Raw genomic sequence first — 18,956 nt, 5'->3', positions numbered from 1 at the left:
CAGTCTTGTACCGGCCGCAGTCGGCCCTTCAGGCTTAAGCCTTTCTTAAGAATTGCCTTAAACTTTTCTTACGCTTTCCGGAATACACTGAGCCTATCACTGGAGGGAGGCTGATGAGAAAATCATGAGCGAATATGTTCTTCGCACTACAAATCTCACCAAAACGTTCAAAAATGGGATCGCTTTGGACAAGGTGAATCTCTCGATCAAACGGGGGGCCATTTACGGATTCATCGGGCAAAACGGAGCCGGCAAATCCACGCTCATCCGCATCGCCGCGGGGCTGGCCTTTCCGACGGAAGGGTCGGTGGAGCTGTTCGGATACAGCGGTCCTGCGGAAACAAACGAGGCGCGCAAACGCATCGGATCGATCATTGAAAGTCCGGCGCTGTTCCCGCAAATGACGGCGGAGGAGAACGTCGAAGCCAATCGGCTTCTGCGGGGCATTCCCGGAAAAGATATCGTCAAGCGATCGCTCGAACTAGTGGGCCTGGAAGGGACCGGTCGGAAGAAGGCGAAAAACTTCTCGCTGGGCATGAAGCAGCGTCTGGGCCTGGCGATCGCCCTGCTGGGTGATCCCGAGTTTCTCATTCTGGACGAGCCCACTAATGGGCTTGACCCCATGGGCGTCGTCGAAATGCGCGAGCTGCTCAAGCGGCTGAACCAGGAACGGCGGATCACCATCCTGATTTCCAGCCATATTTTAAGCGAGCTGCATCTGCTGGCCACCCATTACGGCATCATTCACCGCGGCGTCCTACTCGAGGAACTGACGGCCAAGGAACTGCAGGAGAAATGCCGGCAGTTCATTCATATCAAAGTCAACGCCCCCGCCGCGGCGGCATCGGTCCTGCAGAACCGTCTGGACACCACCGAATTCGAGGTCATGCCGGACGGGTCCATCCAGCTCTACGATCATTTGGAGCATCCCGGGCGCGTATCGACCGCATTAGCCGCATCCGGCCTGGAGATCGAGCAGTTTATGCCGAAAGGCGAAGACCTGGAGACGTTTTTCACGAAACGGATCGGAGGTGTGCAGCCATGAGCAACGTCATCAAAGCGGAATGGTTCAAGCTGCGAAAGGACCTCTCGTTCCGGACCCTGCTCCTGTGCATTGCGGCAGCCGCCATCGTGTATCCCCTGCTCGTCATCATGGACCATACCGCCGGCGAGCCGGAAGTCACGAGCCTGGAGTTTATGCAAAATGTGCTGGCCGGCAACGCCTATGTGCTGAAGTTTTCCGCCGCCCTGCTGGCCGGTTTCTTTATTTCCAGCGAATATTCGACCGGCGTCATGAAATGCATCGCCTCTTCCGGCAACAGCCGGATCCGGCTGTTCGCCGCTAAGCTGCTGGTCTTCACCGTTGGTACGGCCTTGCTTGCGCTCACCCTGCCTGTGGTAGCGACAGCCGTGATGGTGATCGCAAATGGGGACGCGGGATCGTTACCGCTGCCTTTTGTACTGCGAGCCCTGGGATTTACCGTCCTCTATGCGGCAGGATTCGCCGGCATCGCCGCCTTGTTTTCCACCTTGCTGACCGACAGCGGCAAATCGATCGGATTTTTGTTCATTTTCTTCCTGCTGATGGATTCCATGCTAGCGATGGCTGGAAAGTACGTTCCATTTATAGGCACCATTTATGATTACTCCGTATTTAAGTTGGTCAACAACGTGCCGATCCTGGAACAAAGCGGCGGTCAGCTCAGCGCCATGGTCGTGGTTCCGGTCGTCTGGTTCATGATGTTTGGAGCTTTGGGGATTCTGGCCTTCCGGAAGAAGGAGATTAAGTAAGAGGCAACCCCATACAAATAATGAGCTGCAAGGTAGTGAATCTATTTTCGTGGGAAACCATCTAACCAAAGGAGGCGGACAAACGATGCTCTACATCACCATTATCGCTGTCGCCGTTATTGCTCTGCTCGTCGTCCGCCTCCTGCGGATGCGCAGGGAACTTCGGCGGGTAACCGCCCAGCTGAAGAGCTACAACGAAGGCAGGTCGGGCAAAAAAACCGATTTGTCCTATTACGAAAAAGATCTTGAATCGCTTGCGGCTGAAATCAACCGTCTGATCGACCGGGTGACCGAGAGCGGCGCCCTGCAGCGCCGAACGGAAAACGAGCTGAAGCAGGCGATCGCCAACATGTCCCATGATATCCGCACGCCGCTGACGTCGATCTTCGGCTATATTCAGCTGCTTGAGGCCGAGGACCTCAGTCCCGAAGAAAAGCATGCCTACTTAAGTGTAATCAAACACCGTTCGCAGCGTCTGCAGGCGCTGCTGAACGATTTTTTCGAGCTGTCCGTGATCGAGTCCACCGATTACGAGCTGAAGCCGGCGCGCATCCGTTTCGTCCCGGTGCTGCAGGACGTGATCATGAGCCTGTATGACCAGTTCACCGACTGCAGTATCACCCCATTACTGGAGTTTCCTGAAGAGGAGATCATCGGGTTCGCGGATGAGTCGGCCGTCAAACGGGTCATCGAAAACCTGCTGCTCAATACGATCAAGCACACGCGCGGCGAAGTCGGCATCGGGCTGAAGCGGGAAAATAACGAGGCGGTGCTGGTCATCCGCAATGATGCCCCGCATCTCGCCGGCACCGATCCCTCCCTGCTATTTGACCGGTTCTATACAGCCGACCAAACGCGCTCCGGTAAAGGGACCGGCCTCGGCCTGTCCATCGCCCGCAGCCTGATGGAGAAGATGGGCGGCCGGCTGTCCGCCGAACTGAGCGGGGACGTACTGACGATGACATGCCGCTGGGAGCTCACTGCCGACGGGAGTTCGCAGGGAACGTCGGTTACCTGAGAGAAGATGTTATAATTGAAAATTCACATATTGTAATTAAAAATTCATATGAAAAAGAACCCCTTGGAATGGCATTCACTGGCGGGCTTCAGCCCTCCGGCCTCCAAGGGGTTCTTTGGTTTGAGTAAATTTGGCGTGGTCCGCGCCCTAGCGCGAGTTCCGCTTACGCGCGGCCAGCAGGCGGTCCATCGCTGCGGACCGCTCTTCCTCCGGCTGCGGCGGGCTTTGCGCCGCAGCTTCCTTGCCCGGCCCGGCCTCCGGCGGCCGGGCTGTTGGCGCCCCGCGCGGCGGCGAAGGCGAAGCCGCCGGGCGGGACGCCCCCGAAGCCGGACGCTCCGCTCCGGCTTCCTGCGGGCTGCGCCCGCTGGCGCCGGCCGCGCCGCGCTCCGCGCGCGCCTGCGGCGCCGGTGCCGGCGGCCCGGCAGAGCGGCCGCCGTAGAAGGCGGCGGTGCGCTGCTTGCGCGCCGCCAACCGGCCCAGGCCGGCGTCCGGGGCCTCCGCCCCGCCGGCCGGTGCTTGCCGCCGCCGCAGGATGGCGGCGGCCCGCGCAGCGATGGCGCCCCATGGGAGCGCCAGGCGGCGGACGGCAATGTCCGCCACCCACAGCACCAGGGCCGCCGCCAGCAGCGCATAGCTCCAATCATGGAGCTGGCGGCTCGGCTTGGCTTTGGCGGCAAATACCTGCTCCGGATGGTCCATCGACAGCATCCGGCCGCCGGTCAGCTCAGCCAATCGCTGAAGCCCCTGATCCGCATTCCCGTCCGCAATCCGGTATTCCGGAGAGTAAGGGACGACCAGTCCGGTGCCGGGCGCAGCCGGCTTGCCGCTGCCATCGAGCAGCGTCATCAGATACGAACCGGACTGGTCCACCGGCAGCTCTCCGGTATAGCTTCCCGGCGCCTCCTGAACCAGATCCACCTTATGCTCCTGCAGATCTTCCCCGGTAATGACCGCCTGCAGTTGATCCACGCCCGCCGTATCCGCTTTGACTTCAAAACGGACCCGGTTCCCCTCGATCTGTGTGCTTACCTCATACGGGGAAGCCGTAAACTGCGGGAAGGTCCACTTCACCATCTGGGTCACGATATTGGAGAAGGCGGGCCAAGCTACCCAGTCCTTCGACCATTTGCCCATCAGGTCGCTTGTCCAGGCGACGGTTCGGCCGGATCCGTACTGCCACCTCGCCAGCAGCGGGTCGGGCTCCGGACTGGTCAGCACCGTCTGCGCCCCCTGCTTCGGCGTCGTGGCGACATAGCCGTAAACTTGCGGCACGCCATTTTCGAACAAAGACGTCCAGTCCCCGCCGTTTTGCAGTGCCGGCACAAACGGCTTGTCCACGATGTAGGACTTGGACATCATCGCGGCTTCGCGACTGAAAATCGACGGTATCGACGAAGCGTCATCCACAAAGTAGTATCGGCCCTTGGCCTCATCCGCCAGCGACTGCAGCAGATTGACGTCCGCGTCCATTCCGACCGCAACCGTGGACATCGTGATTTTGCCGCCTTTCATTTGCTCGATCAAATCGCTGTATCCGCCGTTTCCGGCCGACTGTCCGTCGGTCATCAGGATGATATGCTTCCGCTGGGCCTTGACCTTCAGCATCTCCTCCACGGCGGACGCGGCGGCCGGGTAAATATCGGTACCGCCCTCGCTTTGGATGGATTGGATTTGTGAGATGACATCCTCCTTGCCGTTCGCCAGGGGCTGAGGGGTCACGACCCACCACGGCTGGGAATCAAAGGCGAGCACGCCGACCGTATCCTTGGATCTCAGCATTTCCACCGTACGGATCGCCGCTTCCTTGGCGAGCTCCATTTTGTCCCCGCTCATGCTGCCCGAACGGTCAATGACCAGGATCAGACCGAGGGACGGGATCTCCCGCTTGCCCTCCAGCTCCATGGAGACGGGGAGCAGCTTTTCAATCGGCGTCTTGAAATAGCCGCCCATGCCGTAACTGTCCTCGCCACCGGCCATCATAAAGCCGACCCCGTAAGTTCGGACCGCCTGTTCGATCATTGCCATCCGCCGCTCGCCCACCTGGTCACCGGAAACGTTGTTAAAAATGATGGAGTCGTACGCAGCATATTTCGCCGGCTCCAGCGGCAGAACACTCGGATCGATCCGCTCATACTGAACCAGGCCCGATGAGAGAGCCGACGCAAGATTGGCCGCGTTTCCCTTCTCGCCTTCCACGATCAGCACCTTGGGCGGACCTTCCACCCGGGTAAAGGCATATCCCGCATTGTTGGCCGACTGGCGGTCGCCGTCCATGAAAATTTCGGCACGGTAGCGGTGAAGCCCCGTTTTTTTCGCCAGCCCCTTCACGGCGTATCGGTTGTCTCCAGGGGTCACGTCCACCGACTCGCGGCCGATCTCGGCGTTGTCTTCATACAGTCGGAGCTCACCCTTGCCTTTATAGGTGCTCCGCACCAGCACTTCAATATAATAGGACTCTGCTTGGTAGAGCTTTTCCGGGACTTTGACTTCCTCCACGGAGACGTCCTGCTGTTCGGACGAAGGCATCTCCAGCACGTCAACCGGGATGCCCTGGTCCTTCAACAGCCGTCCGGCCGACAGCATGCTGCCGACATTCTCCTCCCCGTCGGTGATCAGGACGATCCGGGAATCCGAGCGGCTGTCCAGCATGCTCCCGGAGAGCATCATGCCGGCTTCCAGATTCGTGTACTCCCGCTTCAGGTCCGCATTCAGCCGAAGGGAGCCCGGGAGCTCATGGGTCTCTTTTTGCTCAACAGCCGCGTCCAGACCTGTGGATACCACCGCGATGGTGTCCTTCGCTTCCTTGCCTTTGGCCGATTGTCCAATAAACGCTTCGGCGCTTTCCGTGTCCGTCATGCTCATCGAGCGGTCAACGACATATACGACCTTCTTTTGGTGCAATACAGTATAAGATTGCAATCCGGACAGCATCAGCACGAGCAGCAGCAGGATCACGGAACGGATGGCGATCGCCCAGGTTTTGCGGCGGCCGGCCAGGCGAAAGTCCGATTTGTACGCATACACCATCAGAAGCGCCAGCGGAAGGAGCAAGAGCAGCAGCCAAGGGTGATTAAATTGAACGCCCACGCTGGTACACCCCCCATTCGGTCACGATCATCAGCAGTACGACGGCGGCGGCCAGCCACATGAGCGAGTAGCGGCTTTGACCGATTTTTCCATCCGTTCCCGGATTCCCTGCCTGTTCTCCGGCACCTGCCTCAGCCCTGCCTGTATCGTCTTGGCCCGATTTCAAAACAACCGGTTTAGAGGAGGCAAAGGTCCCCTCAAAAGGATCGGCAGTCGCCTCCACCAGATAGCTGGTGGTGTTCCCCTGACTGTTTCGCTCTTCAAAAGCATACAATCCGGGTACTTGCGGCGCCATCTGCAGGGAGGATATCGCCCGCTCCCGTTTTTGCACCTCTGGAACCGACGCTCCCGCACCAGGCACCCCGGTATGCTGCACCTTCCATTCCGCTTGCTCCGCATCCGCTGCGATCGGCACCTCCATGCCCGATCCGGCTGTTACCCTGCCGAGGCCCATACCTTCGCCTTCGTTCAGCCAAGAAACCGCGTTATGGACGAGGATCGGAAATTCCGCCGACAGCGGCAGATCCGTGTCCTGCAGCCGGAACAAAAACGACAGCCGCGGATGTCCCGCTTCCTTGCCCGCATATACCGCAGGCGTACCACCGATTGTCACCAGCGGCTCGGCCCAGGCCGGCAGCGGTTCCTTGTGCAGCTCGCCCACGTAGAGGCCTTTCAGCGTGATGTACCGATTCACCGGATGATCGGATACTTTAGGCTCCTGACCGTTCACCTTGACTTCCGGACCGCTGCCGCCGATCGACCACAGCGGGGTCTCTTCAAGCAGCTGCTTCCAGGAACCTTCCTTCGTAAAATCAGGCGCCTGCCCGTCTACAACGATCAAATCCGGCGGATCCTTGGGAACCTGTGGAACAGACGCAGCGTTCCCTGAATCCGCCGTTTTCGCGGAATTGCTGGATGCCACCTCTTCCGTTGTCATCCGGGTCACCTGCGCTCCGGTCAGCTGCAGCGCCTTTTCCAGAAACAGATTGCCCGGCGTCAGCAGCAGAATGCTCGGCTCCCGGCTGCTTTTCCCAAAAGCGTAAGCTGCGTTGTCCGCGGCATATCCGTCATCGCCATCCAGCTCAATCCGGTACACGTCAGCCGGCGGCAGAGACTGCAGAACCAGCGTGGCGCTGTGCCGGGTAAGATCGGCCGAATCGGTACGCAGCAGCTTGTTGTCCCCATAAATGCGTACATCGACCCGCGCATCCCATGTCCCGCTCGAGCCGAGCACTGCCACCGCATCATTACCTTCCTTGCCCTGCTGAATGCCAAACTGCTGGATGCCGGCATTTTTCACCGGACCGTTTCCAACCAGGACTGTGTGTGCAGGAACTTCAAACGTCACCTGGTCGCTGGCGCCCTTCCATTCGCCGTCCGTAAAAAGAACAACCTCCGCGTTCTGCTCCTCCCGCGTAAGCGCAGAGGCCAGCGAAAGCGTCTCATTATACGCCGCCTGACCGTAGTAAGGCGTGAGACCGTCGATCGCATCCTGAATGCGCTTCGCATCCTTTTCCCGGGAAATGATCACGTCGGGCTCGGATTTCATGCTGAGCAGGGTAACCTCGCTGCCGCGGGCATGCTTCTTCACGTACTGCTTCATCTCGGATTTCATTCGTTCGATCCGCGTCTCCTGCGGGTCCTGGGAAGACTGTTCTGCATTGCCGGCTGGCGGCGCCGCTATTGCACCCATGCTCCCGGATGTATCGGCAACGAAGACGATATGCCCCCCGCTATTTCCGGATACCCACAGATAAGGCTGCAGCAGGGCAAAAACGAGCAGCGCAGCGGCAAGCAGCTGCAGCCACAGCAGCAGGCGATTTTGCAGCTTCTGCCATGGGCGGTTGGCTTCGATATTTTTCAGCACCCGGTCCCACAGCAGGTGGCTGGGCACGGTGGTGTCTATAAACTTGCGTTTGAGCAAATACATCAGCAGAATCGCCGGTATGCTGAGCGCAAACCACAGCCCTGCCCATGAACCGATTCCCACAATGCTTCCCCCTTTCTCTGTACGCCAAGCTCGTCAGGCGATGACGAGACCTGCCTCCGCCATTACGCCAAACACCGCCTTTTGCAGGCTCATATCTGTCGAAACCCGGATGAAGGTCATGCCGCGATCTGCAGCCAGCTTCATCAGGTATTCCTGATACCGTTCAAGCTCGTCCTGGTAGGCCCGTAACACTTTGCCGGTGAAGGCGATATCCTTCCCGGTACCCAGCTCGCTGTCGATCAGTCTTAAGTCGCCGCTGTAGGCCGGGTCGATTTCCTCCGGGGCTAGCACCTGAACGAGTACGACTTCCTGCCCCGCCCCTCTTAGGCGGCTCAGCATCAGCCCGAGATCCTCCTCCCGTTCATCCAGCCAAAAGTCCGAGAAGATCCAGGTCATCCCCGGCAGTCTGGGCATCGCTCCTGGTGCGCCGAAGGCGGCCGCCAGGCTTCCTTCTTCTCCGGGGGCCGCGTCCTGAAAAAACCGAAACAGCCGGTGGGCCGCCCCGCGCCCGCGGAGCACGGGCAGGCGGGCGTCGATCTGGCCGCTGAAGCAGCAGGCCTGCAGCCGTTCGTAAGAGCACAGCGCAACATATCCGATGCTGGCGGCCAGCTGCTTTGCATACCGCAGCTTGGAGGGAATCGCTTCATTCCCATTCCCCTCCCGTCCCCGGGTCCCGCCTGCAAAATCCATCGATGCCGAGCAGTCCACGTACAGGCTGACCATCAGCTCCTGCTCGTCCATAAACTGCCGGACGAACGGCTTGCCTGTCCGCGCATACACGCCCCAGTCGAACCGGCGGATGTCATCCCCGGGAGCGTAAGGCCGGTAATCGGCGAATTCGAGAGAAGAGCCGAGCCGGCTGGAGCGCCGCTTGCCCTGCAGGGTACCGGCCACACGCTTCGCAGAGCCAAGGCTCATCCGCTCCAGCCGGACCATCCAGTCCGGGGGCAGCAGGTATTCCGCGCTCATCCCTGCGCCTCCGCCCGCTCGAGCATCTCGCGGATCACCTGGTCTGTCGTAACTCCCATGGCCTGGCCTTCAAAGTTCAAAAATATCCGGTGCCGCAGTGCCGGCACCGCGACGGCATGGATATCGCCGGTGGACAGGTGCATCCTGCCTTGGCAGACCGCCCGGACCTTCCCCGCCGAAATGATCGACTGGATGCCGCGCGGCCCCGAACCGAAGCGCACGTACTTCTTGACGCCCTCCGGCGCCGACGCCTCTTCCGGATGGGTCATCATCAGCAGCCTGGCCGCATAATCCAGCACTTCATCGGCGACCAGCACTTCCCTGGCTCCCTGCTGGATTTCCAGCAGCTCAGCGGCACCAGCTTGCTTCCGCACCTCCGGCTGGCGGTTCGTCGTTGTCCGCCGGACGATTTCCTTCAGCTCCTCGCTTCCCGGATACGGCACGAGAATTTTGAGCAGGAACCGGTCCAGCTGGGCTTCCGGTAGCGGATAGGTCCCTTCGTTTTCAAGCGGGTTTTGCGTCGCCAGGACGAAGAACGGTTTCGGCAGAACGTGCGTCTCGCTGCCAACCGTCACCGTTTTCTCCTGCATCGCCTCGAGCAAAGCGCTCTGCGTTTTCGGGGTCGCCCGGTTGATTTCGTCCGCCAGCACGATGCTGCTGAAGAGCGGCCCGCGCTGAAAGGACATCGAAGTCTCCCCCTGACGGCCGAAAGAGATGACCTGCGTGCCTGTAATGTCGCTTGGCATCAAATCCGGCGTAAACTGGATGCGCGAGAACGACAAGTCGAGCGTATCGGCAATCGTGCGGACCAGCATCGTCTTGCCCAGACCGGGAATGCCCTCCAGAAGGGCGTGGCCTCCCGCAAAGATGCACCACAGCATCTGCTCGACGACCTCCTGCTGGCCCACGATCACCTCGGCGATCTGCCCCCGTACCCGGGATATCGTCTCCTTCCAAGCTTCCGGTTGAATTTGCGTATCCAGCATTAACCTTCCTCCTCAATAGTGGATCAGGGATTCGGATTGATTCCCGTAAAATATTCCTCGACCAGACCCTGCATCTGCTGCGGCAGGTCGCTGCGCCCCAGCGACTTTTTGGCCTCGGCCTCATATTGTTTGTACACTTCCTCGTAAGGTCGGCTCGCCCCCTCGACTCCCGGAGCGACGCCGCCTTTCTGGACCGTTCCGCCGCCGCCTTGGATCGGACCGGTGTCCGCCTTCACATTCCCTTTGCCGGCAAACTCGCGCGGCGTCGTCACGAGCTCGCGTCCGCCTTGGCCAAGGCCTGCACCAGGACCCTGCCCCTGGCCGGCCCCGCCGCGTCCGGATCCGCCCTGTCCGGCGCCGGAACCGGAGCCGCTTCCGGATCCACTGCCGGATCCACTGCCGGATCCCTGGCCTGGACTATTACCTTGGCCCGCCCCGTCAATCAGCTCCGATGGATCGCCTCCGCCGCTGTCCGAAGGCTCGCCCATCCCGGCCGAATCCGCCAGGGCCAGCTGTTCCGCCGCGCCGCCGGTGGCCCATGCATCCGATACGGGCATGCCGGCCGCCGTCATTTGCGAAGCCAGGCCGAGCCCCTGCGATGCCAGGCTTGCGGCCAATGCCGAAGCAGCGTCGGATTGGCTGGAAGACGCCTGGCTCGCGGCAATCGCTTTGGCCAGCTCATCCTCCAACCCCTTCAGGGCTTCGTCCAGTTTAGAAGAGTCCGTGCCGGCCAGCGCCTGCTCCGCCTTGTTGAGCGCTTCCTGAAGGGCCTTGGTGTCCTGTTTCTTCCCGGCCTCTTCGGCCATCTTCTTCAGAGCCTCCCGCAGCTGCTCCTTCTCTTTCGGCGACAGCTTCTGGATCTGCTGCTTCATCTGGTCCAGCGCTTTTTTCATCGCAGCCTGATCCTTCTGCTCCAGGCTCTTCCCGATGGAAGACAGCTGGGGCGTCTGCTGCATCTTCCGGCCCAGCTCCGACAGGTTCCGCGCCTTCTCTTCCTGCTGTTTGGCCGTCTGCTCCATCGCCTTCATCGTTTTCTCCAGCTGCTCCAGGGCCCGGTCCGGATCCTTGGTCCCGTCCAGTTCCTTTTGCAGCGTCTTGAGGTGGTCATCCAGCGGTTTTTTCGCCGTCAGATCCAGTTTCTTCGTTTCGAGCTCTTTCACCAGATCTTCCGTTTTCTTTCGCTGCTCCTGAACCCACTGCTTCTGCTCCGCCGCCTGGGCAAGCTTGTCATCCATCGGGCTTGGCAGCAGCGCCAGAGCAAGGCATACGGCAAGCCCCCCGCCGCAGCCAGCCCACCACTTCGTCAACTTCGGCATTCTCAGCCTTGTCTTCATCTGTGCCGCAAACAGGCGTCCGTAATCGGCCGCCTGGGTCCGCTGCCATCGCGCCGCCGCCGAATCGTTCCCGGCAAAAGACAATGCGGTCACCATCATGTCGCTTCGCTCCGCGCTGCCGCTGGCGAGATCCATCGCTTCAGCCGCTTCCTTCACACGGATGCGGTGCAGCAGCCCGGCAGCCAGACCAGCTGCCGCTCCTGCTACCGCAAGCCCGGCAGCCGCCAGCTGATAGAAAGGAATCGGCCACAGCCTGGCGGCGAGCAGGAGAAGCAACGCCGCCGTCAAACCGAAGGACAACCCGTATGCCAAATACCTCAGCATTCTGAAGACCTGCAGACGGGTGCGGGCCCGGTGAATCGCCTGCATGATCGGGTCCATGGTTTCCACCTCCTTTTTTACGGATAAAATACTCGGCCAGTGTGCTTATAATCCCGTTCTGCTTTTTTTAAATCCCGTCCAGTACTTACTTCACGGGCTCCATCGTTGCTCCGCCATCCGTGCCGTCTGTCTCTGCCTGCTTCCTTCTCCGGCGAACCGGGCGAATCCGGCGGATGCTGATCCAGAGCGACACGATGATGACCACGCTGTACACCACCACAAACTCCTGCCACAGCTGAATCGGCGCATCCGCGTTGAGCGTCGTTCCCCGGACGAGGAAAGCCTGTTTGGAAAAGCTCGGTTCGAATAAGCTGATCAGCGCCGCCGCCGGATTCAAGCCCAGGATATAACCAACCCAGGAGTAATCCGGTTGCAGCACTGATTGTGCATTTTGTCTCTGAACCAAGCTTAGGGCGAACAGATACAGCAGTCCAGTCAGCAAAAAGATGCACAAACCAACGCCATAGGTCACGATCACGGAGATCATCGTCCGCTTCAGCAGCGTGGAAAAAAGAACCCCCAGCGATCCCAGCATCAGCATAATGAACAGATAGAACAGGAACAGTGAGACCAGCTGATTCAGGGAAATGCCGCCATACATAAATACGATGCTGTATACCGGCAGCGTTGCTACCACGATCAAGGCCATAAAGCTGAGCGAGGATACCAGCTTGCTCAAAATGATCGTCGACGAGCTCTGTTGGGTGGTTAGCAGCATGCTGAGCGTCTGCTTTTCCCGTTCGCTGCTGATGACGCCCGCCGTCAGCGCCGGTGCCATGAATGCGATCAGCACCAGCTGGGCAAAGCTCAGCACATAGAACATGATCTGGCCCATGCCCGAGTTGAATCGGGTCTGCCCGCCGCCGTTCCCGAGGTACATGCTTACATAAATAAAGCCCAGGGCGATCAGCCCGAGAACCAAAATATACACCATCAGGGAAATCGCCGACCGGGGGGTCCGCATCCGCAGCCGGAATTCCTTATCCAGCACGGGATTGATCCATTTGCGCGTCCAATTCATGTCGCGGGCCCTCCTTTCGTAATTTCGAGGAATACGTCTTCCAGATTGGTCTGCGCCTCGTGAAACGACAGTACGGGGTAACCCCATGAGACGATTCTCTGAAGCAGGGCCCCCTGATCCTCATCCCCACCGCCGAAATGAACATGGATGCCGGTGTTGTCGGCAAGCACGCCGCTGACGTAAGGTTCGTCCCGCAGCCGTGCCGCAAGTTCTTCTTCCTTGTCCAGCGAACGGATGTGCAGCACTTTTTTAACGCGAAGACGATTCTGGATATCGGCCACCCGGCCTTGGGCGACCATTTGCCCGTGCTCGATGACGCCGATTTCATCGACCATTTCCGCCAGCTCGGGCAGGATGTGCGAGGAAATGATGATCGTTTTGCCCATCAGCTTCAGTTCCTTCAAAATTTCGCGCATTTCGATGCGCGCCCGCGGGTCGAGCCCGGATGCTGGTTCGTCGAGAATGAGCACCTTAGGGTCATGTACCAGACATCTGGCCAGGCACAGCCGCTGCTTCATCCCCCGGGACAGGCTGTCGACGTAAGTGTCCGCTTTGTCGCTCAGGTTGACGAGCTCCAGCAGCTGGGGAATCAATTTGTCCCGCTCCCCGCGCGGGATGTTGTAGCTGGCTCCGTAAAAATGCAGGTACTCCGTCGTTTTCAGCTGATCATAGACCCCGAAGAAATCCGGCATGTAGCCGATTCTTTTGCGGACCTCCTTGGGGTTTTCGGTCACTTCAAAGCCGTCTACCCGCGCGGTGCCCGAAGTGGGCAGCATAAGCGTGGCCAGGATCGACATCGTCGTCGATTTGCCGGCCCCGTTCGGACCGACGAATCCAAAAACGGTTCCCTGCGGAATGTACATATTAATATCTTTTAACGCTTGAAAGCTCCCATAAGTTTTCGTTAAATGTTCAATCTCGATCACGGCTTCTCCGCTCCCTTCAAGCTGATCTCCGGAAGTTTCAACTGGACATGCTCCTGGGCTGTCAGCATCAGACGAATCCGGCCGCCCGCCAAGTATTGTTGGACGTTCTTTTCAGCCTTCCACTGCTTGGTGGCATCCCAGGTTACCGGGTCCCAAGTCTGTTTGTCATTGTTGAAAATCTGGTATTGCGTTTTCTTTCCGGGGTTGTTCGCACGGAGAGTCAGCACGGCAGAGGCACCCTGCTTCAGCGCAGGCACCGTGTACTCGAAGGTGATGCTGCCTTGGTCCATTTCGGTCGTTCCGCTCGGATCTTCATACCATCCCGGTGACGATATCTGAGTAACCTTCGGCTGAATAAACCCAAAAGGAATGTTGAGCTTTCCGTTCTGCGCCCAGTCGATGGAAACGGGCTGTGCCCACAGGTTCAGCTGATTGCCTTCCAGCTTCTTGCCCTCCATGGTGTAGCTGACCAGCGGATCCTTGCTCCAGGCCATCACGTAGGAGCCTGACTGATACCATGCCGTGTTCGGAACTGTGTTCATCAGAATTTCGCGTTCCCGCGTAAATTCGTCCGCCTGGCCTCCGGTAAGATTGCCAAAGATTTGGTTGGCCATATTGTACGGATTAACGGCGGTCGGTTTACTGGCAGCCGACAGCGGTTTGGTTTCCCCTTTGCCGAAGTCGCCGAGCTCAAACAGGCTTCCGCCTAGCGCCAGCACCGCATGATTCAGATTATAGGAAGTGTTGTTCGTCACCTGCCCTCCGATGTTCCCCTTGGCATCCAGCTGGATCTTCACATCGAACTGGCCGACCTTCCGGTTCTCCCGGCGATTGGACCATACCTTCGCGAGGGACCACTGCGGCATATCACTCAAGGTTAATCGGGTCGACTGATCACCGACCTCCACAAAGCTGTTCGAACGGTTCGAACTGCTGAAAGCCCCGTTGGTCCGATCAACCGTCAGATAGGTATGTGCCGGAAAATCAATCGTGAACTCCCCGCTCCGGGGCGTAAAGAACGCCGAAGCGCTGACCTCTGAGGCATTGCCCTTGCCGTCCATCTCCAGCATGTTGATGGTATGGGCGAGCTGTTTGGTTTTATCGGCCGCTCCGATCATGTAGACAGTGCCGCTGGCGATAACCGCGATGAGCGGAATGATCCACCAGGCCCATTCGCGCTTGTCGGCCTTTTTCAGAATCCAGTACAGCACCGGCGCCACAATCACGGCATAAACGATGAGCAGCCAGGCCATGACTGGAAAAGACGGCATTTTGAGCGAAGGAAAATAATCCAGTACGTTGATGAGATTGTACATCTGGTTCTGCATCATGTTGAATTTGTTGTTCGGCTGATTGGACAGCGCCAGGTGATCGCGAAGCAGATACGACCACACCGACGGATGACCGCTCCAGGAAGCCAGCGGTTCCATCGACAAATCGTAGGCTGCATACAGCACGGTGCCCTGCTCGACTTGGCGGGAGGCGATGAGCGGCTTGCCGCCGGCCTGATACATGACCTCTCCTCCTTCTACCGGGGAAGCGTCGGAGAGCGTGAGCTCACCGCCCAGCTCCAGCGGCTTGCCGCCCAGCTTGGCGAGCTCCGGAAGGGATGATGCCGTGTAAGTGCCCGTATACTGAACCGGAGCAATCTGCTCGAAAGCGGCCGCCGACTTCGGATATGCCGCACCGCCGGCAAGGACCAGCTCGCCGCCGGAACGCACCCACTGCTCTACGGCTGCGGCCTGCCCTTTGGACAAGGTGTCCGAGGCAAAACGGTTCAGCACGATGACGTCAAGGCTGTCCAGCAGCATCGGATCCTCGGGCAAATCCGTACCTTTCAGCGGCAGAACGTTCAAGTCATACCCGCTGCTCCGCAGCACGTTTAAAAAATTCATCGTGTCGGGGTCCTCCGACAGAACAGCCACATTGGAGGCCGTCACAGGCATGCCTTTCAAATAAGGCGTACCGGAGCTGAAGCTGACCCGCTTGCCCTTTTGGAAAGAATTTTTATAAAAGCGGATTTCATTCGTATCCTTGGTGAAGTTGTCCCCCGGAACGCCCATGACGACGACCTTGGCCGTACCCTTCGGCAGTTCGACGTGCTGGACGTAAGTGGCGGGAGCCATTCCGGTGTCGATTTGGATAACCAGATCTCCAGAAATATCCTGGCTGCTGGTGAGGGTGAATTTGACGGGATTCCAGCTGCCCATTTTCATGTTGCCGTTGTAGCCGATTTCGGTTTTCAGCGAAATGGAAGGGGCATCCTCCGCATGCGCGGTGCCGCCCCATCCAGGCAGGAGCAGCAGCACCCATATGGTAAGCAGCACTGGAAGTACGATCCGCCTTATGTAACGTCGAAATGATTGCATGATTGTCTCCTCTCTTCTCTCAGGCTTCTTTGGTCATTCTACTATAGGGATGCGGCGAAATTGGTAAAATATTTTCATAATTTTGGATAAATTGTCCGAACTGGGCTAAATCGACAAAAAAATCCCGCTCCATGAAGAGCGGGACGGACATACCTACAGCTTGATGCGCACGGTGATCCCCATAGCTCTATGTCATTCATCCTATTGACGAACGCGATGGGGTCAAACCCTGCATCCTCGTCACATCTCCTGAAAACTAGCGAGCCGTTTCTCGTACGCAAAAAGCCTTTATTCATTTTTTCAATGATTCATAGATACTGGCTGCCTGCGCTATCGTTCGCGCCAAGGGTGCCTGTCTATTGCGGGTTACCCGTTAAAAACGACCGTCTTGTTCTCATGCACCAGAATGCGGTCCTCGATATGCCATTTCACCGCACGCGCCAGTACGACACGCTCGATCGTCCGGCCGATCCGCTTCAGCTCGCTGACATCGTCGCGGTGGCTGACCCGCTGAACGTCCTGCTCGATGATCGGTCCTCCATCCAGCTCCTCCGTCACGTAGTGCGCAGTCGCCCCGATGATCTTCACCCCGCGCTGATAGGCTTGGGCATACGGTTTGCCGCCGACGAAGGCCGGCAGGAACGAATGGTGGATGTTGATGATCCGGTTGCGGTAATGCTCGATAAAGAACGGTGAAACGATCTGCATATACCGGGCGAGGATGATCACGTCGATGTCACTGCCCACGACTTCAAGCTGGCGCTGCTCCGCTTCCTTCTTCGTATCCGCCGTCACCGGAATGTGATGGTACGGAATGCCGAACGATTCCACATATTCCTTCATATCCGGGTGGTTGCTGACCACCATGGCGATTTCGGCATCCAGGTCGCCAGCCTGCCACTGCCACAGCAGCTCGACCAGACAGTGGTCTTCCTTGGATACGAAAATGGCCAGCTTCTTCTTACGGCTGACGTTCTGCATTTTCCAATCCATCCGGAAGGTCGATGCCACTTCGCTGAATTGGCTTTCCAGCTCCGGCAGCCTCTTCTCCAGTTCCGGCAGGTCGAATTCAACGCGCATAAAGAACATGCCGCCTTCCGGATCCATCGTATATTGGTCCGATTGGACGATATTCGCGCCGTGCTGATGCAGAAAATGCGATACCGCCGCCACGATTCCCGGTCCGTCCGGACACGAAATCAGCATTCTTGCGCGGTTGGCGTGCGCACTTCCCGTGTTGTTTTCTTTTTTGACATGCAATTCCATGTGTAAATCCATTCCTCTCTCTCGTGTTCTCTCTCTTGAACCGTATGGCCCCTCTGTGATTCCGTTCGGCTTACGCCAAAATCCCTTTACCCGCAAACCAGGCGGTCAGGCGCAGATTGATCTGCTCCTCGCTGAGCTCAGGGAACAGTCCCGCTTCCATAATCATGTCGTACAGTCGCTCCATCGGCTCGCGCGGATCGGCTTTCTTCGCCTTGGCGTCGGTTTTCAGCACATTCCACACGTCCAGCACATATTGGCGTGGATCGACTTCCTGTTTGCCAAAGAAGGAATGCAGCTGTTCAACCTGGCCGAGGAACTCAGAGCCGAAGCGTTCGCCGACATTGCCGCGAAGCAGCGCAATCTCCACCTCGTACATCGGCCGCTGCGTCTTCGCATCCTTGCCGATCCACGGCGTTTCCAGAATGAACGGGAGCCCTTGCAGCTTCTCGTGGTGGACAACGCGGTTGATGGCGTCAAAGCCGATCCAGCCGGATCCGATTGGCGTATGACGGTCTTTGGCGGCGCCGCGCGGATTTTTGCTGTCATTGATATGAACAACGCCGATCCGGTTCAGACCGATGATCCGGTCGAACTCTTCCAGCACGCCATCAAGGTCGTCCACGATATCATAACCTGCGTCATGAATGTGGCAGGTGTCCATGCAGATCGTCAGGCGTTCGTTATGCTTCACCTTGTCGATCATGCGGGCGATTTCGTCGAACGTGCGTCCCATCTCCGTGCCTTTGCCGGCCATCGTCTCCAGTGCGATATGAACCTCCGTCTCGTTGGTTCCGTCAAGCACTTCATTCAAACCGTCGGCGATGCGCTGAATGCCGTATTCGGCATCCATGTCGGTGTAAGCGCCGGGATGCAGCACGATGTTTTTGACCCCGATGGCATGGGTCCGGCGGATTTCCTCCTGCAAAAAGTTTACGGCGAGCTCAAACGTATTCGACTTATAAGAGCCGAGGTTAATAATGTAAGGCGCGTGAACGACGATTTCGTCGATACCGCTCTCTTTCATTTGAGCTTTGCCTTCTTCGATGTACATCGATTCAATGGGCTTACGCCGCGTATTCTGCGGTGCGCCCGTATATATCATAAACGAACTCGATCCATAGGTGTCCGCTTCTTTGGTTGCAGTTAACAGGCCCTTGTCCGAAAAGGACACGTGAGAACCAATTTTGAGCATGGTTTATCCCCCTTAAACGAATTATCCCTTATTTTATCGTGGATAATGAAATAAATCTATAAATGCGTTATAATTCTAAAGAATGGAATATAACTGCGATAAACGATTTATAGAGGTGAAAATATGCATAGTTCACTGGGCACAAAGTTGCTGATTGCAACGGCGCCGTCCAACACGTTTATGAATTCCATATTTGTGTGGGCCATCATTTTGCTTGTGTGCATGGTGATCGGCGGATATTTTATGATCCGCAAATTTCTGAAGGTGCTGCCGAAGAATGACGGCAAGTCCAAGCTGGACTGGCAGAATTACTGGGTCGAAACCAGCCGGCATCTGTGGACGGACGAATCCAAGGCGTTTCTGGACAAACTGGTGAAGCCGGTACCGGGTCCCTTCCGGGATATCGCCAAGCATTCGATTGCAGCCGAAATCGGAAAAATTGCGGTGGAGAGCGGAGCCAAGGAAGTGACGCAGGATCACTGCATCCAAGGATATATCAAAGCAACGCCAAAACGGGATAATAAATTCCTGGTGGCCTTTCTGAACAAGAACCAAATTGACTATACGCCTTACAAGCATTTGATGGACGAATAATCCGCAGCTGGGACCGGGTTTTCAGGACCTTT

General features: G+C 58.0%; 14 protein-coding genes. 4 read left to right on the top strand and 10 right to left on the bottom strand.

The features are described 5' to 3' along the window. Positions 1–124 precede the first annotated feature (124 nt). From GCU45_RS21580 to GCU45_RS21570, 3 genes are all read left to right on the top strand, one after another. The gene (locus GCU45_RS21580; RefSeq protein WP_152400415.1) at positions 125–1,045 is read left to right on the top strand and encodes an ATP-binding cassette domain-containing protein; all 921 of its coding nucleotides are present in this window, start codon (positions 125–127) and stop codon (positions 1,043–1,045) included. Next, on the top strand, positions 1,042–1,791 hold the full coding sequence (locus tag GCU45_RS21575) for an ABC transporter permease (protein WP_152400413.1): 750 nt from the start codon (positions 1,042–1,044) through the stop codon (positions 1,789–1,791). Before GCU45_RS21580 ends, GCU45_RS21575 begins: the two co-directional genes overlap by 4 nt. 85 nt (positions 1,792–1,876) lie before the next feature. Next, positions 1,877–2,809, top strand: coding sequence for a sensor histidine kinase (locus GCU45_RS21570; protein ID WP_152400411.1), 933 nt, complete (start codon positions 1,877–1,879; stop codon positions 2,807–2,809). A 147-nt stretch (positions 2,810–2,956) separates the two neighbouring features. Here the strand turns inward: GCU45_RS21570 and GCU45_RS21565 are convergent, their stop codons facing one another. The 10 genes from GCU45_RS21565 to GCU45_RS21520 form a co-directional block, all read right to left on the bottom strand. Next, the gene (locus GCU45_RS21565; protein WP_152400409.1) at positions 2,957–5,896 is read right to left on the bottom strand and encodes a VWA domain-containing protein; all 2,940 of its coding nucleotides are present in this window, start codon (positions 5,894–5,896) and stop codon (positions 2,957–2,959) included. Continuing rightward, complete coding sequence (locus tag GCU45_RS21560; protein ID WP_152400407.1) at positions 5,880–7,886, bottom strand: vWA domain-containing protein; 2,007 nt, start codon at positions 7,884–7,886, stop codon at positions 5,880–5,882. The genes GCU45_RS21565 and GCU45_RS21560 overlap by 17 nt, the downstream gene beginning before the upstream one ends. A gap of 33 nt (positions 7,887–7,919) precedes the next feature. Beyond that, on the bottom strand, positions 7,920–8,855 hold the full coding sequence (locus GCU45_RS21555; protein WP_152400405.1) for a DUF58 domain-containing protein: 936 nt from the start codon (positions 8,853–8,855) through the stop codon (positions 7,920–7,922). Next, positions 8,852–9,841, bottom strand: a complete 990-nt coding sequence (locus GCU45_RS21550; RefSeq protein ID WP_152400403.1) for an AAA family ATPase — start codon at positions 9,839–9,841, stop codon at positions 8,852–8,854. Before GCU45_RS21550 ends, GCU45_RS21555 begins: the two co-directional genes overlap by 4 nt. Positions 9,842–9,864: 23 nt before the next feature. Continuing rightward, the gene (locus GCU45_RS21545; RefSeq protein WP_152400401.1) at positions 9,865–11,556 is read right to left on the bottom strand and encodes a DUF8809 domain-containing protein; all 1,692 of its coding nucleotides are present in this window, start codon (positions 11,554–11,556) and stop codon (positions 9,865–9,867) included. Positions 11,557–11,641: 85 nt separating this feature from the next. Beyond that, on the bottom strand, positions 11,642–12,577 hold the full coding sequence (locus GCU45_RS21540) for an ABC transporter permease (RefSeq protein ID WP_076173457.1): 936 nt from the start codon (positions 12,575–12,577) through the stop codon (positions 11,642–11,644). Continuing rightward, positions 12,574–13,503 (bottom strand): ABC transporter ATP-binding protein, encoded by a 930-nt coding sequence (locus GCU45_RS21535; RefSeq protein ID WP_089545525.1) that lies wholly within the window; start codon positions 13,501–13,503, stop codon positions 12,574–12,576. Before GCU45_RS21535 ends, GCU45_RS21540 begins: the two co-directional genes overlap by 4 nt. Continuing rightward, entirely contained in the window at positions 13,500–15,872 is a 2,373-nt protein-coding gene (locus tag GCU45_RS21530; protein ID WP_152400399.1) for a DUF8725 domain-containing protein, read from the bottom strand. Before GCU45_RS21530 ends, GCU45_RS21535 begins: the two co-directional genes overlap by 4 nt. A gap of 366 nt (positions 15,873–16,238) precedes the next feature. Beyond that, positions 16,239–17,138: a formyltetrahydrofolate deformylase gene (gene purU / locus GCU45_RS21525; RefSeq protein WP_152400397.1), complete on the bottom strand. Its 900-nt coding sequence runs from the start codon at positions 17,136–17,138 to the stop codon at positions 16,239–16,241. 70 nt (positions 17,139–17,208) lie between these two features. Beyond that, positions 17,209–18,330 carry a deoxyribonuclease IV gene (locus GCU45_RS21520; protein WP_076173461.1) on the bottom strand — a complete coding sequence of 374 codons (1,122 nt, stop codon included), beginning with the start codon at positions 18,328–18,330 and terminating at the stop codon, positions 17,209–17,211. Between the two features lie 123 nt (positions 18,331–18,453). On the opposite strand from GCU45_RS21520, the gene GCU45_RS21515 reads away from it, so the two are divergent. Then, positions 18,454–18,924 (top strand): DUF2621 family protein, encoded by a 471-nt coding sequence (locus GCU45_RS21515; protein ID WP_152400394.1) that lies wholly within the window; start codon positions 18,454–18,456, stop codon positions 18,922–18,924. Positions 18,925–18,956 lie beyond the last annotated feature (32 nt).

Origin of the sequence: Paenibacillus cellulositrophicus, assembly GCF_009363095.1 — a bacterium.
GTDB classification, from domain to species: domain Bacteria; phylum Bacillota; class Bacilli; order Paenibacillales; family Paenibacillaceae; genus Paenibacillus_AQ; species Paenibacillus_AQ favisporus.
Note: the sequence above shows the minus strand (reverse complement) of the source record. Positions and strands in the feature narration are given on the sequence as shown.